16 protein-coding genes are annotated in these 16,186 nt (G+C 61.6%); 4 read left to right on the top strand and 12 right to left on the bottom strand.

What is annotated here, in order from left to right:
• Positions 1–6: 6 nt before the first annotated feature.
• The 7 genes from CKW35_RS02440 to CKW35_RS02410 all read right to left on the bottom strand — a co-directional run bounded on the left by CKW35_RS02440 (position 7) and on the right by CKW35_RS02410 (position 7,081).
• Positions 7–1,350, bottom strand: coding sequence for a sodium:proton antiporter (locus CKW35_RS02440; RefSeq protein WP_095114932.1), 1,344 nt, complete (start codon positions 1,348–1,350; stop codon positions 7–9).
• Positions 1,351–1,650: 300 nt separating this feature from the next.
• Positions 1,651–3,597 carry a response regulator gene (locus CKW35_RS02435; protein WP_016486237.1) on the bottom strand — a complete coding sequence of 649 codons (1,947 nt, stop codon included), beginning with the start codon at positions 3,595–3,597 and terminating at the stop codon, positions 1,651–1,653.
• Positions 3,587–4,462: a sensor histidine kinase KdpD gene (locus CKW35_RS02430; RefSeq protein ID WP_016486236.1), complete on the bottom strand. Its 876-nt coding sequence runs from the start codon at positions 4,460–4,462 to the stop codon at positions 3,587–3,589. The genes CKW35_RS02435 and CKW35_RS02430 overlap by 11 nt, the downstream gene beginning before the upstream one ends.
• Entirely contained in the window at positions 4,455–5,471 is a 1,017-nt protein-coding gene (locus CKW35_RS02425) for an ATP-binding protein (RefSeq protein WP_016486235.1), read from the bottom strand. Before CKW35_RS02425 ends, CKW35_RS02430 begins: the two co-directional genes overlap by 8 nt.
• The gene (locus CKW35_RS02420) at positions 5,462–5,866 is read right to left on the bottom strand and encodes an anti-sigma regulatory factor (protein WP_016486234.1); all 405 of its coding nucleotides are present in this window, start codon (positions 5,864–5,866) and stop codon (positions 5,462–5,464) included. Before CKW35_RS02420 ends, CKW35_RS02425 begins: the two co-directional genes overlap by 10 nt.
• Positions 5,863–6,225 (bottom strand): STAS domain-containing protein, encoded by a 363-nt coding sequence (locus CKW35_RS02415; protein WP_016486233.1) that lies wholly within the window; start codon positions 6,223–6,225, stop codon positions 5,863–5,865. The genes CKW35_RS02420 and CKW35_RS02415 overlap by 4 nt, the downstream gene beginning before the upstream one ends.
• 4 nt (positions 6,226–6,229) lie before the next feature.
• Positions 6,230–7,081, bottom strand: coding sequence for an STAS domain-containing protein (locus tag CKW35_RS02410; RefSeq protein ID WP_016486232.1), 852 nt, complete (start codon positions 7,079–7,081; stop codon positions 6,230–6,232).
• A gap of 272 nt (positions 7,082–7,353) precedes the next feature.
• Here CKW35_RS02410 and CKW35_RS02405 point away from each other — a divergent pair, with 272 nt between their 5' ends.
• Complete coding sequence (locus CKW35_RS02405) at positions 7,354–7,893, top strand: type 1 glutamine amidotransferase domain-containing protein (RefSeq protein ID WP_024717794.1); 540 nt, start codon at positions 7,354–7,356, stop codon at positions 7,891–7,893.
• Positions 7,894–7,951: 58 nt separating this feature from the next.
• On the opposite strand, the gene CKW35_RS02400 is transcribed toward CKW35_RS02405, so the two are convergent.
• On the bottom strand, positions 7,952–8,476 hold the full coding sequence (locus CKW35_RS02400) for a hypothetical protein (RefSeq protein ID WP_016486230.1): 525 nt from the start codon (positions 8,474–8,476) through the stop codon (positions 7,952–7,954).
• Between the two features lie 196 nt (positions 8,477–8,672).
• On the opposite strand from CKW35_RS02400, the gene CKW35_RS02395 reads away from it, so the two are divergent.
• From CKW35_RS02395 to CKW35_RS02385, 3 genes are all read left to right on the top strand, one after another.
• A complete protein-coding gene (locus CKW35_RS02395) occupies positions 8,673–9,530 on the top strand; it encodes an SDR family oxidoreductase (protein WP_070086340.1) in 858 nt (285 codons plus the stop codon).
• 147 nt (positions 9,531–9,677) lie between these two features.
• A complete protein-coding gene (locus CKW35_RS02390) occupies positions 9,678–10,142 on the top strand; it encodes a hemerythrin domain-containing protein (RefSeq protein WP_023047032.1) in 465 nt (154 codons plus the stop codon).
• A 159-nt stretch (positions 10,143–10,301) separates the two neighbouring features.
• Positions 10,302–12,089 (top strand): thiamine pyrophosphate-requiring protein, encoded by a 1,788-nt coding sequence (locus CKW35_RS02385; RefSeq protein ID WP_095114930.1) that lies wholly within the window; start codon positions 10,302–10,304, stop codon positions 12,087–12,089.
• Between the two features lie 41 nt (positions 12,090–12,130).
• Here the strand turns inward: CKW35_RS02385 and xth are convergent, their stop codons facing one another.
• The 4 genes from xth to CKW35_RS02365 all read right to left on the bottom strand — a co-directional run bounded on the left by xth (position 12,131) and on the right by CKW35_RS02365 (position 15,999).
• On the bottom strand, positions 12,131–12,937 hold the full coding sequence (gene xth / locus CKW35_RS02380) for an exodeoxyribonuclease III (RefSeq protein WP_023047034.1): 807 nt from the start codon (positions 12,935–12,937) through the stop codon (positions 12,131–12,133).
• Positions 12,934–13,176: a hypothetical protein gene (locus tag CKW35_RS02375; protein ID WP_060516735.1), complete on the bottom strand. Its 243-nt coding sequence runs from the start codon at positions 13,174–13,176 to the stop codon at positions 12,934–12,936. The genes xth and CKW35_RS02375 overlap by 4 nt, the downstream gene beginning before the upstream one ends.
• Positions 13,177–13,496: 320 nt before the next feature.
• Entirely contained in the window at positions 13,497–14,696 is a 1,200-nt protein-coding gene (locus CKW35_RS02370) for an amidohydrolase (RefSeq protein WP_023047035.1), read from the bottom strand.
• Between the two features lies 1 nt (position 14,697).
• Entirely contained in the window at positions 14,698–15,999 is a 1,302-nt protein-coding gene (locus CKW35_RS02365; RefSeq protein WP_095114928.1) for an MFS transporter, read from the bottom strand.
• Positions 16,000–16,186 lie beyond the last annotated feature (187 nt).

Below are 16,186 nucleotides of genomic sequence, written 5' to 3'. Positions count from 1 at the left end.
GCGCCCTCATGACGTCCGCTGCTTCCACGCTTCGTATCGGGCAAGCAGCGGCTGAACGCTCAACCCATGCAGCAGTATGCTCAACGCCACCACTGACAACACCAGGTTGGTGCTCTGGGCCGCATAACCAGGAGGCAGCCCGTGGTTAAGGGCGTAGAAGAGGTAGTAAAAACTCCCGATACCCCGGATGCCAAACCATCCAAGCAGCCCACGTTCTCGAATACCCAGCATCCCCCGAATCGGAAACAGCAAAATGCTCAAGGGACGAATCACCAGAAACAGTGCTCCGCCGACCAGCAATGCCCGCCAGTCCCAATGCTCTATCAACACCACCCCGAGCAAGGTCACGAGAAAAACCTCCATTGCCCGCTCGATCAAGCTGCCGAAGGCCAGCATGTCCCCGAGCATGATCCCTGCTGCAACCTGGGAATCGTCCAGCCCGCGAACATCACCTTTGACGGCCTGTTCCGGCGCCACATGCTGGTGGCCCACTACCGGCTGCACCAGATGTTCGGCAGCCGGCTGCCCAGGGCTGCTGGAGGTACTGGCCTCCGCCTGGCGCAAGCCCAGCCCAGCGGCGAATACCGCGAGAAACCCATAGGCCTGGATCGTTTCGGCAAACACATAGGCCAGCGCGATCAGTGCCAAGGCCAGGTAATCGTTGGGCGATACAGTGCTGTCGTCGTTGCGCAGGCGCAGGAACAGAGTGAGTTTGCCCAGCCCGCGCCCCATCCAGTAGCCAAGCAGCAGACCCGCACTCACTGCCCAGAGCATGTCCTTGATCAACCAGTCGCCGAGCCAGGCATGCCCGCTGTTCTGTTGCAACAACAGCCCAAGGATGACGAAGGGAAAGGCCACTCCGTCGTTCAGGCCAGCCTCACCGGACAAGCTGAAGCGCACAGGATCATCGTCCTGGGCATCAGCCACCTGCACCAGTGTTGCAAGCACGGGATCTGTGGGTGCAAGAATTGCCCCGATCAGTACTGCAATACCCCATTCAAGGTCCAGGCCGTAGTGCAATAGCAGCGTGACGCCACCGATGCAGAGCATCATCACAGGCCCCGCCAGGTAAAACGCGCTCCCCCATCGGCGGTCGTGCAAGGGCAAGCGCAGTTTCAAGCCGCTGAAGAACAGCGAAAACAACACCGCCACCTCGGTCAGGTGCTCCATCCATCCCTTGGAACCGCTGACATCCAGGTGGAGAAGACCCAACCCGGACGCTCCCAGGCCGATGCCCAAGACCAGACAAACCACCGAGGAAGTCACCGGAATCCAGCGTAAATAGGAGGAAGAGAGCGCCAGCAGCAGCAAGACTGCGCCCAGCATGGCGAACCAGACGATGAAGGTCATCTGCGCAGCAGCCTTGGTAAAGTGCTCGATGATGGTTTGACGTTCAATGGCGACGGGTCGTTCAGCTGCGATAACCGATTCCCTGTAAACAACCTGTGGAAGCGGGCTTGCACCCGAAGCAGGCTGCGCGGTGGTTGGCACGGGCTACGCCCGTGTTCGCGGGGCAAGCCCGCTCCCACATGGACCGCATTGCGTGCAACTCATGCGCCGTACCTGTGGGAGCGGGCTTGCCCCGCGAACCCCGGCGCAGCCGGGGCCATATTGACCGGCCTTATGCAGGCAGTTGCTGCAAAGTGCACCTCATGTCGCATGACCCAGTGCCCGGCGTATCTTGACGAGCAGCTCGCTGATCTGGAACGGCTTGATCAGCAGGTCCATCCCGCTGCCCAGGAACGCCTGGCGGTCCAGAGCGGTTTCCGCGTAGCCCGTCATGAACAGTACCGGCAGCCCTGGCCGGTAGATCCGCGCCATATCGGCCAGCTCGCGGCCGCTTATGCCTGGCAGGCCAACGTCGGTCAGCAACAACTGAATGCCGCTATCTCCACGCAGATGATCGAGTGCCTGCTCGATGGTTTGGGCCAGGATGCAACGATATCCTGCATCGGTCAGTACTTCTGCCACTGACAGGCGCACCGACGCCATGTCCTCGACCACCAGCACATATTCACCGGCACCTTGCTGGTCGACTTGCGGCCTGTGCGCCTCGCAAGCCTCCTGCTCGTCGCTGGCAGGCAACATCAGGGTGACTTCGGTGCCCACCCCCGGCGCGCTGTGGATCGACACGTGCCCGCCCGACTGGCGGGCAAAACCGTAGATGGTCGATAGCCCAAGACCGGTACCTTGTCCTACCGGCTTGGTAGTAAAAAATGGATCGAAGACCTTTTCCAGCAGCTCCGGCGCGATACCACAGCCATCATCGCGCACCGTCACCGCCACATAAGGGCCATCGCGCAGGTTGGGGTCGCCGAGTGAGAAGGTCGCCGCCGTATTCACCCAGATATGCCCGCCCTTGGCCAAGGCGTCGCGGGCGTTGATCACCAGGTTGAGTACCGCGCTCTCCAGCTGGATCGGGTCGACCAGCGCGGTGGTGGGCTCGCGTGACAGCTGCAGTTGCAGCACGATTCGCTCACCAATGGTGCGATTGATCAGTTCCTCCAGTGAACGAACCCGCTCGTTGATGTCCACTGGCCGCGTGTCCAGAGGTTGCTGCCGTGCGAAGGCGAGCAGACGGTGAGTCAGCGAGGCGGCGCTCATGGCAGAGGTCAAGGCCGCGTCGGCGTAGGCAGGGACCTTTTCGGTCCGGTTCTCTGCTACCCGTTTGCGGATCAGCTCCAGGCTGGTGATGATGCCGGTCAACAGGTTGTTGAAGTCATGGGCAATACCGCCTGTCAGGCTGCCCAGCGCATCCATCTTCTGCAGCTGCAACAGTTGCGCCTCGGTCTGCTCACGCTGGGCCGTCTCCCGCGCCAACTGGGTGTTGGCGTCCTCCAGTCGCGCCAGATGCGAGCGCTCGCGGTGGCGATGCTCGGTGACGTCCTCGACAAACACCAGGCACAATCCCGGCTTCCGGTAGGGCGATAGCTGCCATTCGGTATCCCGGGGCATGCCGCCCACGTGCATGGCTAACGTGCCACGCCAGCGCTGCCCCGCAAGCAGGTGCTGACGCAAATCGGCGATGGCGGTCTGCTGGTCATCGGCGAAGCATTCCTGCAACGCATCGGGGTTGCGATTATCCTGGATCAACTGCTCGAAGGCATGGTTGCATTCATGCACCTTCAGCCCTGCATCAACCACGGCGATCGGGGCTGACACATTGGTGAAGATTTCCCGAAAACGGGCCTCGCTTTCCCGCAAGGCCCGTTCGGTGTCCCTCACCCGTAGCAGGGTGCCGAGGGTGGCCACCAGCACATCAGCGTCCACAGGGTGGACCAGATAAGCGTCCGCGCCTGCATCGAGCCCGGTAATGATGTCACCCGTCTGGATCGACGCTGCCGATACATGGATCACCGGCAGCAAGGCCGTTTCCGGCCTGGCACGCAGCAGCCGGACGATGTCGAAGCCGCTCATGTCCGGCAGGTTGACATCCAGGATCAGCGCGTCGAACTGCCCGCTGCCGATCAACGCCAGCCCCTCGCCACCGGTGCCTGCCTCCGTCACCGTGTACCCATGCAGTGCCAGGCGGCGGCGCAGCGCATAGCGTGTGGTAACGTTGTCGTCGACGATCAGCAGGCGGATGTCAGCGTTCATCAGCGCTCTCCGGGGCCAGCGCCATCGGCAGGATGACAAAAAAACACGACCCGCTGCCAGGCGTGCTTTCCACCCCTACCTTGCCGCCCAGCAGCGCGGCAAAACGCTTGCACAGCGACAGCCCCAGCCCAGTGCCGCGCAAGCGCTTCTGCAGCGGCGAATCGACCTGGGCAAAGTCTTCGAACAAGCTGCCGAGCAGCTCAGGGGCGATACCGATACCTGTATCGCTCACGGCAAAACGGACCTGGTCAGTACCCAGAAGTTGCGCCGACACGCGTACTTCGCCGCGGGTGGTGAACTTCAAGGCGTTGGAGATGAAGTTGCGAAGGATCTGCGCCAGCTTCTTGTCATCCGTGTACATCTTCGGCAGGCCCTGGGGCTCTTCGAAGATCAAATCCACCGCGCCGGTGTCGACGATCGGGCGGAACATGCCGCGCAAGGCCGCGAACAGGTCGAGCATATCGAACCAGGCCGGCGATATGGTGATGCGGCCGGCCTCGATCTTGGCAAGGTCCAGCAGGTCGTCGACCATGTCGCCCAGCTCACGCGTTGCGGTATTGATAAACGCCACCTGCAACTGCTGCTCCTTGCTCAACGGCCCGTCCACCTCGTCGGCGAGCAGGCTGGTGATGCTCAGGATCGAGCCCAGCGGCGTGCGGAACTCGTGGCTCATGTAGGACAGAAAGCGGCTTTTCAGGTCCGACGCCTGGCGCAGCTGCTCAGCCTGGCTGTCCAGCTCGGCATACAGTGCCAGCACCCCTTGGTTGGTGTCCTCCAGTTCAGCGCACAACGCCTGGTTTTCGGCCTGCAAGCGGGCGATCAGGTCGGCCTGCTCGACGCTGTTGTTCGATGAGGGTTCAGCCATGCACAGTCTCCAGGTCGATGACCAACACCGTCACATCATCCCGCCCACGGCAGAAATCGCGATGCAATATGGCAGCGATGACCGCCGGGTGGCGGTGAACAAGCCCGGGGTAGGTTTGCAGATTCCAACGGGACTGCAGGCCGTCACTGAACATGATCAACAGATTTCCTTTCACGTGAGCGTAGTCGAACACCTGGCCCTTGCGGTATTGCCCGCCGACGATGCCCGGGTGTGAGGCAAGGCCGCGAGGCCGGTCTGTACCGACCAGGGTTGCGCCGATATTGCCAATACCGATAAACGACAGACGGTCACCCGCGCCGTCGTACTGGGCAATGGCAGCCGCACCGCCACGGGTTCCGGCCATGGCATGGTGCATTTCGCCAAGCACGTGCTCCGGCGCGCTGAATGGCGCCAAAGCAAAAGCCTGGATACCCGCCTTGGCCGCACGCTCGGCCTCTTCGCCATGGCCGAGGCCATCGATCATCACGGCGCTGAAACGCTGCTCGGCAAGCGTCACGTGCCAACTGTCTCCGCAGGCGGGGTCATCGTGCAGCGAATGCTGGGACACGCCGATGCGTATATCCCCGGCCGTATGCTCTTGCCGGTAAATACGCGCGAGTACCACAGCGCCTTTCGCGTCGGCGTGCACGTCAAACACTTGTGCCAGCCGGCTGACCGCCCCTAGCCCGATGCCCTGGGTACCGCCGGTGGAATAACCATCAGCCAGGCAACTGGCCAGGTCGAACCCCTGGGCACGGTCCACCGCCACCAGCTCCATACCCGGGTGGGCGCCATGCGCAAGCACGCGAAGGTGCAATTCGCCACGCTCGGCGTGCTTGAGCACATTGCTGGCAAGCTCGGTGGCAACAATAGCTGCCCGGCCAGCGTCGGCGGCAGAGAAACCCAGCTGCTCGGCCAGCTTCTGGACCACACGCCGGGCATGGCCGACCTGGCTGGCCTCATCAATGTGCAGCACCTGCGTCAAACTCGCTGCCAGGTTCAGGCCCATCGGGTGATCGTTACCCGGGTGCCTTGCCCGGGAGTGGTGTCCAGATCAAATTCGTCTACCAGCCGGCGAGCGCCGGTCAAGCCCAGGCCAAGCCCGCCACCCGACGTCCAGCCATCGGTGAGGGCCAGTTTGACATCGGCGATGCCCGGCCCCTCGTCACGAAACAACAGGCGCAGGCCTACGCGCCCGGCTTCTTCGATGACCGCCCAGTCCATATCCCCGCCCCCCCCGTATACCACGGTGTTGCGTGCCAGCTCACTGACAGCCGTGACCAGTTTGGTCAGGTCGACCAGCCGCATGCCGCAGTCGGTGGCGAGCTTGCGGGTCAGTTGCCGGGCCAGTACCACGTCCTGCTCCACGCGCACCGGCTGGCTGCCACTCTGGCGGATGCTCATGAGTGGCCTACCCGCTGCCGCAACAGATGCATGCCGCGGTCGACATTCAATGCCGTGCTTACCCCGGGCAAGGTCAGGCCAAGCTCCACGAGGGTGATGGCCACCGCAGGTTGCATGCCGACCAGCACGGTCTCGGCATCCATTATCCGCGAAAGGCCAGAAATACTGGCGATCATGCGGCCAATGAACGAATCGACCATATCCAGCGCGGAAATATCGATCAGCACGCCGCGGGCCGAAGTATGGTCTAAACGCTCAGTAAGATCGTCCTGCAGGCGCAGCGCCAGTTGGTCGTGCATGTCGACCTGGATGGTTACCAGCAGGAATTCACCCATTTGCAGAATGGGAATGCGCTCCATCGCCTCACACCTTCTCGCCAGTACTGGTACCCAGACGCGAAAGCGCCAGCTTCAAGGCGTCAGCAAGGTTGGACTTGGTAGTCAGCGTGCCCAGATCGAGGCCCAGGTGCACGATAGTCTGGGCAATCTGCGGACGAATACCGCTGATGATGCAATCGGCGCCCATCAGGCGGATAGCCGTTACCGTCTTGAGCAGGTGTTGCGCGACCAAGGTGTCGACTGTAGGCACCCCGGTAATGTCGATGATGGCAATCTCGGAGCCGGTATCAACAATGCGTTGCAGCAGCGACTCCATCACTGTCTGGCTGCGTTGCGAATCCAGTGTGCCGATCAACGGCAGTGCCAGTACACCCTCCCAGAGTTTGACCACCGGCGTGGAAAGCTCGAGCAACTCTTCCTGCTGGCGCTTGATGACGCCTTCGCGGTTTTTCTGATAGGTGCGGATGGTGTGCAGGCCAAATGCATCGAACAGCTGGGAGATTTCCCACAGTTGTTCGGCCAACAGCGCAGGGTGCTCTGCGTAATGGGCTTGCAACAGTCTGAATAGCGGCCCCTTGAGGGCGAAAATGAAATAGGCCGTTTGGTGCGACTCCTGCCCCACCTGGGCACGGCTGGCAGAGAGTTTTTCGAGGAAACGTCGGGCCTCCTCCCAACCTTCTGCGCCAATGTGCGTACCCGCCTCTTTGCGCAGCCCGTCGATCACCAACTGCAGGAAGTCACGGGTTTCCTGGCGCAAGTCATGTTCACGAATGTTGCGCGTCGCGCCGTTGGCCTCCAGGGCGCTGAGCCACTCCGCCAACAACTGCCCCTGACCACCGACAATTGCTTCCAACGTGCTGTTCTGCAGTGCTGCCATATGCGCTTCGCTCCTGAAAAATGCCTGGCCGGCTGAACGACGTTCGTACCGGCGTTGAAAATGACATCTACCGGTGAAAATAGTTGTGCGGCCGGTCAATAATTTCATTGCGCCATCTTTTGTGACGCTAACTGTAGCCAATTTAGCAGGGGGCGTTGCTACCTCATGCAGCTTGCTCGTCATGGCTGGATGACCCGCCGAGCATCTAGCAGGAACTTTGCTCGCTGTTTGTGGGCCCTTATGGAAGGCCTATCAGTACGAGGAAACATATGATGAGTGCACAACTTAACGGCAAGCGCGTGGCCTTTCTGGTCACCGATGGCTTCGAGCAGGTAGAACTGACCGGCCCGCGTGAGGCGCTGCAAAACAGTGGCGCGGTGGTGGATATCCTGGGCGAAAAGGAAGGCACCGTACGGGGCTGGAACCATGACAAACCCGCCGACGAATTCAACGTGGATGCTACCTTCGACAGCGCGCAGCTTGACCTCTACGACGCCCTGGTGCTGCCCGGCGGCGTGCAGAACTCCGACACGATTCGCCTGATCCCCGGCGCGCAAAAGCTGGTAAAAAGCCATGATGCGGCGGGCAAGCCGCTGGCCGTCATCTGTCACGGCGCGTGGCTGTTGGTGTCGAGCGGGTTGGCCAAAGGCAAGCGAATGACCAGCTACAAGACCTTGCAGGACGATATTCGCAATGCCGGCGGCACGTGGGTGGACGAACAGGTGGTCGTGGATGGCAACCTGATCACCAGCCGCCAGCCGGATGATATTCCTGCCTTCAATGAACAATTGATCAAGGCGCTGGCAGGCTGAGTCTGATCATCGTCAGCCCGTCTCCTGGTCGCACCGGTTGCCGACCAGGAGGCGCTGGTCACGCCAGCTGAATGAAAACCGAATAGCTGCCCAGCAAGATCCAGAACCCGAGAAAAATCCAGGGCGTACGCAAGGAAAACAGCAACGACTTGCGGTGGCCCGCCTGAGAAGTTTCAGCCTCGCAGAACAGCGGCGATTCATCATAAGCCAACCCCATCATTGGCTCGCTGCGCAGCAAGTGGCTTTGCTTCAACTGCCAGTGCTCGATGATGCGGAACGCCGCGCGAATGCCTGGCCAGGCGTTCAGTGTACTGAGCACACCGAGCAGTGCCAGAAAAGCCGGCACCATCAAGGTGAACATCTCGCCCCAGCCCTGGTTCAGGTTATTCATCGCCGAGACGTACGCGATGACCAGAAACGACTGCGCCGTGAGATAGGCATCAGTGCGGTTGGCCAGGATGCTGGTCTCGTACTGAATTTCGCGTCGATAGAAGTCCAGCCGCTCTTTCGGCGTACCGAACATCCTTGCATTTTGCTGATCGATCTCATGTTCAGGTGTGCTGGGCGTGATGATTCGAGGCACTGCGGTACTCCTTGAATGCGTGAGCCTTGCCCGTGACAGCGCAAGACCGGTCAGCGGTAGAGCTGTCCAGGCAACGAAAATTCATTGGCAATGCATGGGACAACCGCCCGTCGCACAAAGCCAGTATCCACTTCAACACCGGCAGCGCTGCCCCCTCGAACGGTAACGAACGTTTCCGACTGCTGGAGTGACCACCATGAGCGACTACCCTACCCCTCCCTTCCCATCCCAACCGCAAAGCGTTCCCGGTTCACAACGCAAGATGGAGCCGTATCCGGACTGTGGCGAGCAGACCTACACCGGCAACAACCGGCTCGAAGGCAAGATCGCCCTGATTACCGGAGCCGACAGCGGCATCGGGCGCGCGGTGGCAATCGCCTATGCGCGTGAGGGTGCTGACGTGGCCATTGCCTATCTGAATGAACACGAAGATGCGCAGGAAACGGCGCGCTGGGTCGAGGCCGCTGGCCGCCAATGCTTGCTGCTACCCGGCGACCTGGCACAGAAACAGCAGTGCTACGACATTGTCGACAAGACCGTGGCACAGTTCGGGCGCATCGATATCCTGGTCAACAACGCCGCGTTCCAGATGGCCCACGAGAGCCTGGCCGACATTGACGACGAAGAATGGGTGATGACGTTCGACACCAACATCACTGCCATTTTCCGCATTTGCCAGCGCGCTCTGCCCTCCATGCCCAAGGGCGGTTCGATCATCAACACCAGCTCGGTCAACTCCGACGACCCGTCACCCAGCCTGTTGGCCTATGCCGCCACCAAAGGGGCTATTGCCAATTTCACCGCTGGCCTCGCCCAGTTGCTGGGCAAGCAAGGGATTCGAGTGAACAGCGTGGCCCCAGGCCCTATCTGGACACCACTGATCCCGGCCACCATGCCTGATGAAGCGGTGAAGAACTTCGGTTCAGGTTACCCCATGGGGCGGCCGGGGCAACCGGTCGAGGTGGCGCCGATCTACGTCTTGCTGGGCTCGGATGAAGCCAGCTACATCTCGGGTTCGCGCTACGGCGTTACAGGGGGCAAACCTATCCTTTGAACCGCACGACGGCCCCAGTCGCTCAAGAGCACAGGTGATAACGCATCGCGCCTGTGCTACCAGACATCAACATCGTTGAACCCTGCCCGCCACTGCCACTCAACACCAAGGAAGCCATTATCCATTCGCCCGCAACGAGGTGACACCATGAATGCTATCGATCTGCTGATTCAAGACCACAAACTGGTCAAGAAGCTGTTGGAAGAGCTCTCCTCGACCACTGAGCGTGCCGTAAAGAAGCGCGCCGATCTGCTCCACCGCATCGAGCAGGAATTGCAGGTTCACACGGCTCTTGAGGAAGACATCCTCTACCCCGCCATCAAGCAGGCCGGTGGCAAGGAGGAAGCCAAGATGTATTACGAAGCCAAGGAAGAACACCGGACTGTCGATGCCCTGGTGCTCCCTGATCTGCTCCATACGGACACCGGCACCCTTGAATTCGCCGGTCGGGTGAAGGTGATGAAGGAGCTGCTCGAACATCACATCGAGGAAGAGGAAGAGGCGCTTTTCCCCACGGCGAAAAAGCTTCTTGGGAAAGACCAACTGGACGAACTGGGGGCTGCCATGGAAGCCCAGAAAAAACTGCTCAAGGGTGAGCAGCGGGCTGCATGAGGAGAAGGCGCCTCGCCAGATCGGGCGCGACCGGAGAAAGGCACAGGGTGGCGCTGATGCCACGTCTTGCAGACCGCTCACTGCAGTGTGCACACCGTTGAAACTTTATCGACGCGTGCCAAGTCCAGACACCTATCAATCACGGAACGGGAGCAGGCAATGACCGGCACGGTAGGCGACTTTCTGGTGGAGCGTTTGTATCAATGGGGCGTGCGGCGCATCTTCGGTTACCCCGGCGACGGCATCAACGGCGTGTTCGGCGCGCTGAGCCGGGCCAACGGCAAGATTGAATTCATCCAGGCCCGCCACGAGGAAATGGCCGCCTTCATGGCCAGCGCCCATGCCAAGTTCACCGGCGAGCTCGGTGTTTGCATGGCCACCTCCGGCCCGGGCGCTTCGCACCTGCTTACTGGCCTGTACGATGCGCGTATGGACCATCAGCCGGTGCTGGCCATCGTCGGCCAACAGGCCCGTGCGGCCCTGGGCGGGCATTACCAGCAGGAACTTGACCTGGTGTCCATGTTCAAGGACGTCGCTGGCGCGTTCGTGCAACAGGCTTCGACCCCGGAGCAGGTGCGCCACCTGCTCGACCGCGCGGTGCGTACGGCCGTCGGCGAACGCCGCGTCACTGCCGTGATCCTGCCCAACGACCTGCAGGACCTGCCCTACCACGAACCACCGAGGGCTCACGGTACCGTGCATTCCGGCATCGGCTACAGCAAGCCCCGGGTGTTGCCGTTCGATGAAGACCTGCAGCGCGCCGCCGATGTGCTCAATGCCGGGCGCAAGGTGGCAATCCTGGTGGGCGCTGGCGCCCTGCAGGCGACTGATGAGGTTATTGCGGTGGCCGAAACACTCGGCGCTGGCGTGGCCAAGGCACTGCTGGGCAAGGCTGTTCTACCAGACGACCTGCCGTGGGTTACCGGGTCGATCGGCCTGCTGGGCACCGAACCCAGTTATCAGCTGATGACCGAATGCGACACGTTGCTGATGATCGGCTCCGGCTTCCCCTATTCCGAGTTTTTACCCAAGGAAGGCCAGGCGCGCGGTGTGCAGATCGACCTGCAGCCCGACATGCTCAGCCTGCGCTACCCGATGGAGGTCAACCTGGTCGGCGATGCCAGTGAAACTTTGCGCGCACTGCTGCCACTGCTCGAACACAAGACCGAACGGCGCTGGCGGGACAAGGTCGAGACCTGGCGTGCGCAGTGGGACAAGACGGTGGCCAAACGTGCCCTGGTCAAGGCTGACCCGATCAACCCACAACGCGTGGTCCATGAACTGTCCCCGCGCCTGCCCGAGCACGCCATCATCACCAGCGATTCTGGCTCCTGCGCCAACTGGTTTGCCCGCGACCTGCTGATCCGCCAGGGCATGCAGTGCTCGCTGTCCGGTGGCCTGGCCTGCATGGGCGCGGCCGTGCCCTATGCGATCGCGGCAAAGTTCGCCCACCCGCAGCGCGCGGTGGTTGCCCTGGTAGGTGATGGGGCCATGCAGATGAACAACCTGGCTGAATTGATCACGGTGGCCAAGTACTGGCAGCAGTGGGACAACCCGCAGTGGATCTGCGCAGTGTTCAACAACGAAGACCTCAACCAGGTCACTTGGGAGCAACGGGTGATGGAGGGCGACCCCAAGTTCGAGGCTTCGCAATCCATCCCTGACGTTCCCTACCATTTATTCGCCATTTCCATTGGCCTGCAAGGGATCTACGTAGACCGCGAAGAGGACGTCGCCGAAGCGTGGGAGCGCGCACTGGCCGCTGATCGGCCGGTACTGATCGAGTTCAAGACCGACCCGAACGTGCCACCTCTGCCACCTCATATCAAGCTGGAGCAGGCAAAGAAGTTCGCCAGCACCTTGCTCAAGGGTGACCCGAACCAGGCCGGGGTCATTGTGCAGACGGCCAAGCAAGTGCTCAGCTCAGTGCTGCCCGGCAAAAAATGACGCCCGAACAGAGCCCGCGCAGCTGCGCGGGCCAGGCGTTTTCACACGTTCTTTGATCGGGCGCGACGTGCACCCAGCGCTATCCAGGCGGGTGCATGATCGCTGGCCTTGACCTCGTTGCGCACCCAGGCATCCACCCCCGCCTGCTTCAGGTAGGGGGCCAGTTCGGCGTTCAGCAACAGGTGGTCGATGCGTAACCCGGCATTGCGCGGCCAGTGGTTTCGGAAATAGTCCCAAAAGGTGTAGACACGCTCGTCCGGGTACAGATGGCGTATGGCATCGACCCAGCCCTGGTCCAGCAGTTGCTGGTAACACGCGCGCGACTCAGGCTGGAGCAAGGCGTCCTTCAGCCAGGACCGGGGGTTGTAGATATCCATGTCGGTGGGCACGACATTGAAATCACCGGCCAGCAGCGTGGGGTGGCCGCTTTGATACAGGCTATGCGCATGCTTGATCAGGCATTCGAACCAGCGCAGCTTGTAATCGAACTTGGGCCCTGGCTGCGGGTTGCCGTTCGGCAAGTAGAGGCACGCTACCAGCACCCCGTGTACCGCCGCTTCCAGATAGCGGCTCTGGCTGTCATCCTCCATGCCTGGCACGCCGCGCCGAACTTCCAGCGGATCGCTGCCCCGCGCCAGGATAGCCACCCCGTTCCAGGAGGGTTGCCCTTGGTAAAGGCAGCCATAACCTGCCGCCTCCAACTGCGCGCGAGGGAACTGCTGGTCGGTCGCCTTCAGCTCCTGCAGGCAGGCGATATCGGGCTGCTCGCGCTCCAGCCAGGCCAGCAGCGCAGGCAAGCGGCTGCGGATGCCATTGATATTGAAGGTGGCAATTTTCAGCGCTTTCATGCGTCAGGGTCGCTGACATGGGCCTGCACGGCATCTTCCAGGGCGCGGATATGCGCCTCATCGGCCAGCGCCTTGAGCGCCAGCCAGTCATCCCAGTCGATGGCGCCATCGTCGCGCAGGGCTTCTGCGGTACGAACCAGTTCATGGTGGTAGGCATCCGGTGACTCGCGCCGGTAACTGATGTCATCGTACTGGGCGTACCAGGCTTTCAGTTCGGGAATGCTGCGCTCGATGCTCATGAAGGTGGCCTCGCTGTACCCTTTGCTTGTGAGAGCCCTGGCGTGGCGGGACGTTCAATTGCTGTAGCACGTGGCAGGGTTGGCTGCTGTGGGAGCGGCGTGCCCGCGAAGCAGGCTGCGCGCTGGATGGCACGGGCTTCGCCCGTGTTCGCGGGGCAAGCCCGCTCCCACAGTGATCGCGCCAGCTTTTAGAAGTTGAGCAAGACAGTTGCTCCCACCGTGATCGCGCAGGCTTTCAGGCGCTGTGCAAAACAGCTGCTACCACAGGGTGAAGCAGCGCTCGCAGGGGCTGTGGGGGCCGTGGCCCCCCGACAACGGCATCAACGCAGGTAGTCCTGCACCCACTTTACCCAACAATCGGCGCCGATCTTCACCAACGCATCATTGAAATCGTAGTGCGGGTTATGCACCGAGCACCCATGGAACTCGCCTGTACCATTCCCCAGCATGAAGTAACAGCCAGGTCGCGCCTGCAACATGTAGGCAAAGTCTTCGGTGCCCATGACCTTCTTCGGCATCTTGTCCAGTAACGAGCCGTCGGCGAACAATGGCCTCAGGCTTTCACGCAGCAACGCACTTTCGTGATCACTGTTGCACAACGCGGGCGCCAGTTGAGTGAATTGCACATCGATCTCCACGCCAAAGCTTTCGGCATGCCCCCTGGCCAGGGCGTCAATGCGGCTGTTGATCTTTTGCTGGGTCTCGGCCGTGTCGGTGCGCACGCTCAGCAGCATGCTGGCCTCGTCAGGAATGATGTTGTAGACGGTACCGGCCTGGATCATGCCGATGCTGATGACGGCATAGTCCTCGACGCTCAGGTTGCGCGACTTGATGGTCTGGATGCCACTGATCAGGCTGTTCAACGCCATTACCGGGTCCACCGACAGTTCCGGCATCGCCCCGTGGCCACCTTTGCCCGTGATACGAATGCTGACGCGCTCGGAGGACGCCATGGTTGGGCCGGTTTGCACCACGCAGGTGCCCACCGGCATGCCGGGCATGTTGTGCAGCGCGTACACCGAGTCACACGGGAAGCGCTCGAACAGGCCGTCGTCGATCATCGCCCTGGCCCCGGCCAGGCCCTCTTCGTCCGGCTGAAAGATCACGTTCAACGTGCCGTTGAAATTGCGTGTTGCCGCCAACTGTGCTGCAGCTGCCAACAGGATCGCGGTGTGCCCGTCATGCCCACAGGCATGCATGCGGCCGGGGATTTTGCTGGCATGCGCAAAGGGGTTCTTCTCACTCATGGGCAGTGCGTCCATGTCAGCTCGCAGGCCAATGCTGCGGGGGCTTTCCCCTACCTGCAACACCCCGACAACCCCATGCCCGCCCACGTTGCGATGCACCTCATAACCCCAGGCCTGCAACTTGTCGGCTACCAGCGCCGCCGTGTCAGGCGTGTCGCCACCAAGCTCCGGCGCGGCGTGAATCTGCCGGCGGATCACGACGAACTCATCCGGCTCTGCTGCCGAGGCCTGAGGTTGATCATTCTGGAAGACAGTCATGTTCAAAGTGCCCATGTCATTCGCATCCTGTGTTTTCGGGGAAGTATTTGAGGCAGGCCAGGCTGAGAACGCCGCCAGCCAGCAGGAAGTAGGCCGGCGCCAACGGGGTGCCGAGCGCCGCAATCAGCCAGGTCGCCACCAGCGGCGAAAACCCGCCGAAGATGGTCACCCCCAGGCTGTAGCTGACCGAGGTACCGAAGGAGCGCTGCGCTTTCGGGAAGCCCTCCATCATCAGCGCAAAGAACGCACCGGCACCGATGCAGGTAGGCAAGATCAGCACCGCTACGCACATCATGGCCAGGCCCATGTGTTGCACCAGCCCCAGCAGGTAGAACACCGGCAGGGTCAGCACCACTGGCGTGGCTACCGTCCACGCCAGCAGGCGTTTGCGCAGCTGGTACCTGTCAGCGAACTTGCCCGCCAGCGGGCAGATGATCGCCATGCAGCCGCTGCTGATACAGGCAATGGCCATTGCGCTGCCTGGCGGGTAGTGCAAGGCCGTGGTCAGGTAGGTGGGCATGTAGAACACGAACAGGTACATGCCGATGGTCGAGCTGGCCATCAGGCCGATGCCCTGGGCGATACGTTTGAGCACCTCGGCGTCCAGCGCCGGCTCGGCCTTGTGCGCTGCGGCGGCCTCGTGGGTTTCCGGCAAGCGCGTGCGTATGTACCAACCGACCGGGCCGATCAGCAGGCCAAAGATGAACGGTATGCGCCAGCCCCAGCTTTCCAGGGCAGCGGGGTCGAGCAACTGGCTGAGCGCAAAGCCGAAGCCGGCGCCCAACAGGGCGGCGTAGCCCTGGCTGGCGGCCTGCCAGCTGACGTTCTGGCAACGCTTGCCAACCGCGCTGGACTCCATCAGGAACACTGACGCAGTACCCACCTCCCCGCCTGCCGACATACCCTGGATGAGCCGGCCGACCACCAGCAGCACCGTGGCAAAAATACCGATCTGCGAGTAGGTGGGCGCAAACGCGATCAGCGCTGTGCCCAAGGTCATCAGCCCGATGGTAAGGCTAAGCGCCGCCTTGCGCCCGCGCCGGTCGGCATAGCGACCGATGACCATCGCCCCCACCGGGCGCATCAGGAAACCGACGCCGAAGGTGGCCAGCGACATCAACAACGATGCCATTGCCGACTCGGAGGGGAAGAAATGCCTGCCGATCAGCACAGCGAAGAAGCTGTAGATCGTGAAGTCGTACATTTCCAGTGCATTGCCCAGCGAGCAGGCAATCAAGGTTTTACGTGAGGAAGATGCCTGCGCGGCTGAATGCGCGCCCGTCTGCATAAGGGGCGGTGCGGGTAGCGGTCTGGTCATTGTTATCTCCGATGGCAATTCGCGGCGTGCAGCGAATATCGGCCAATCGGGCACCCAACACACTTGCAGATTCGGCATGCGGCTAACCGATGGTTAATTGACCGACCCGGTCATTGACCAATTTGCCCTAAACTGGCGCGCAGATTGCCCTGCCTCTGCGCGCTGCCCCATCAGTGCTCACTCAACC

The organism is Pseudomonas sp. Irchel 3F3 (genome assembly GCF_900187545.1).
GTDB lineage: Bacteria > Pseudomonadota > Gammaproteobacteria > Pseudomonadales > Pseudomonadaceae > Aquipseudomonas > Aquipseudomonas fortuita.
This window is presented reverse-complemented; position numbering and strand designations above follow the sequence as displayed.

What these genes read in the sequence shown, in the direction of transcription:
- CKW35_RS02440 (WP_095114932.1), bottom strand. Translation starts at nt 1,350, where the DNA reads ATGACCTTCATCGTCTGGTTCGCCATGCTGGGCGCAGTCTTGCTGCTG.
- CKW35_RS02435 (WP_016486237.1), bottom strand. Translation starts at nt 3,597, where the DNA reads ATGAACGCTGACATCCGCCTGCTGATCGTCGACGACAACGTTACCACA.
- CKW35_RS02430 (WP_016486236.1), bottom strand. Translation starts at nt 4,462, where the DNA reads ATGGCTGAACCCTCATCGAACAACAGCGTCGAGCAGGCCGACCTGATC.
- CKW35_RS02425 (WP_016486235.1), bottom strand. Translation starts at nt 5,471, where the DNA reads ATGGGCCTGAACCTGGCAGCGAGTTTGACGCAGGTGCTGCACATTGAT.
- CKW35_RS02420 (WP_016486234.1), bottom strand. Translation starts at nt 5,866, where the DNA reads ATGAGCATCCGCCAGAGTGGCAGCCAGCCGGTGCGCGTGGAGCAGGAC.
- CKW35_RS02415 (WP_016486233.1), bottom strand. Translation starts at nt 6,225, where the DNA reads ATGGAGCGCATTCCCATTCTGCAAATGGGTGAATTCCTGCTGGTAACC.
- CKW35_RS02410 (WP_016486232.1), bottom strand. Translation starts at nt 7,081, where the DNA reads ATGGCAGCACTGCAGAACAGCACGTTGGAAGCAATTGTCGGTGGTCAG.
- CKW35_RS02405 (WP_024717794.1), top strand. Translation starts at nt 7,354, where the DNA reads ATGAGTGCACAACTTAACGGCAAGCGCGTGGCCTTTCTGGTCACCGAT.
- CKW35_RS02395 (WP_070086340.1), top strand. Translation starts at nt 8,673, where the DNA reads ATGAGCGACTACCCTACCCCTCCCTTCCCATCCCAACCGCAAAGCGTT.
- CKW35_RS02390 (WP_023047032.1), top strand. Translation starts at nt 9,678, where the DNA reads ATGAATGCTATCGATCTGCTGATTCAAGACCACAAACTGGTCAAGAAG.
- CKW35_RS02385 (WP_095114930.1), top strand. Translation starts at nt 10,302, where the DNA reads ATGACCGGCACGGTAGGCGACTTTCTGGTGGAGCGTTTGTATCAATGG.
- xth (WP_023047034.1), bottom strand. Translation starts at nt 12,937, where the DNA reads ATGAAAGCGCTGAAAATTGCCACCTTCAATATCAATGGCATCCGCAGC.
- CKW35_RS02375 (WP_060516735.1), bottom strand. Translation starts at nt 13,176, where the DNA reads ATGAGCATCGAGCGCAGCATTCCCGAACTGAAAGCCTGGTACGCCCAG.
- CKW35_RS02370 (WP_023047035.1), bottom strand. Translation starts at nt 14,696, where the DNA reads ATGGGCACTTTGAACATGACTGTCTTCCAGAATGATCAACCTCAGGCC.
- CKW35_RS02365 (WP_095114928.1), bottom strand. Translation starts at nt 15,999, where the DNA reads ATGACCAGACCGCTACCCGCACCGCCCCTTATGCAGACGGGCGCGCAT.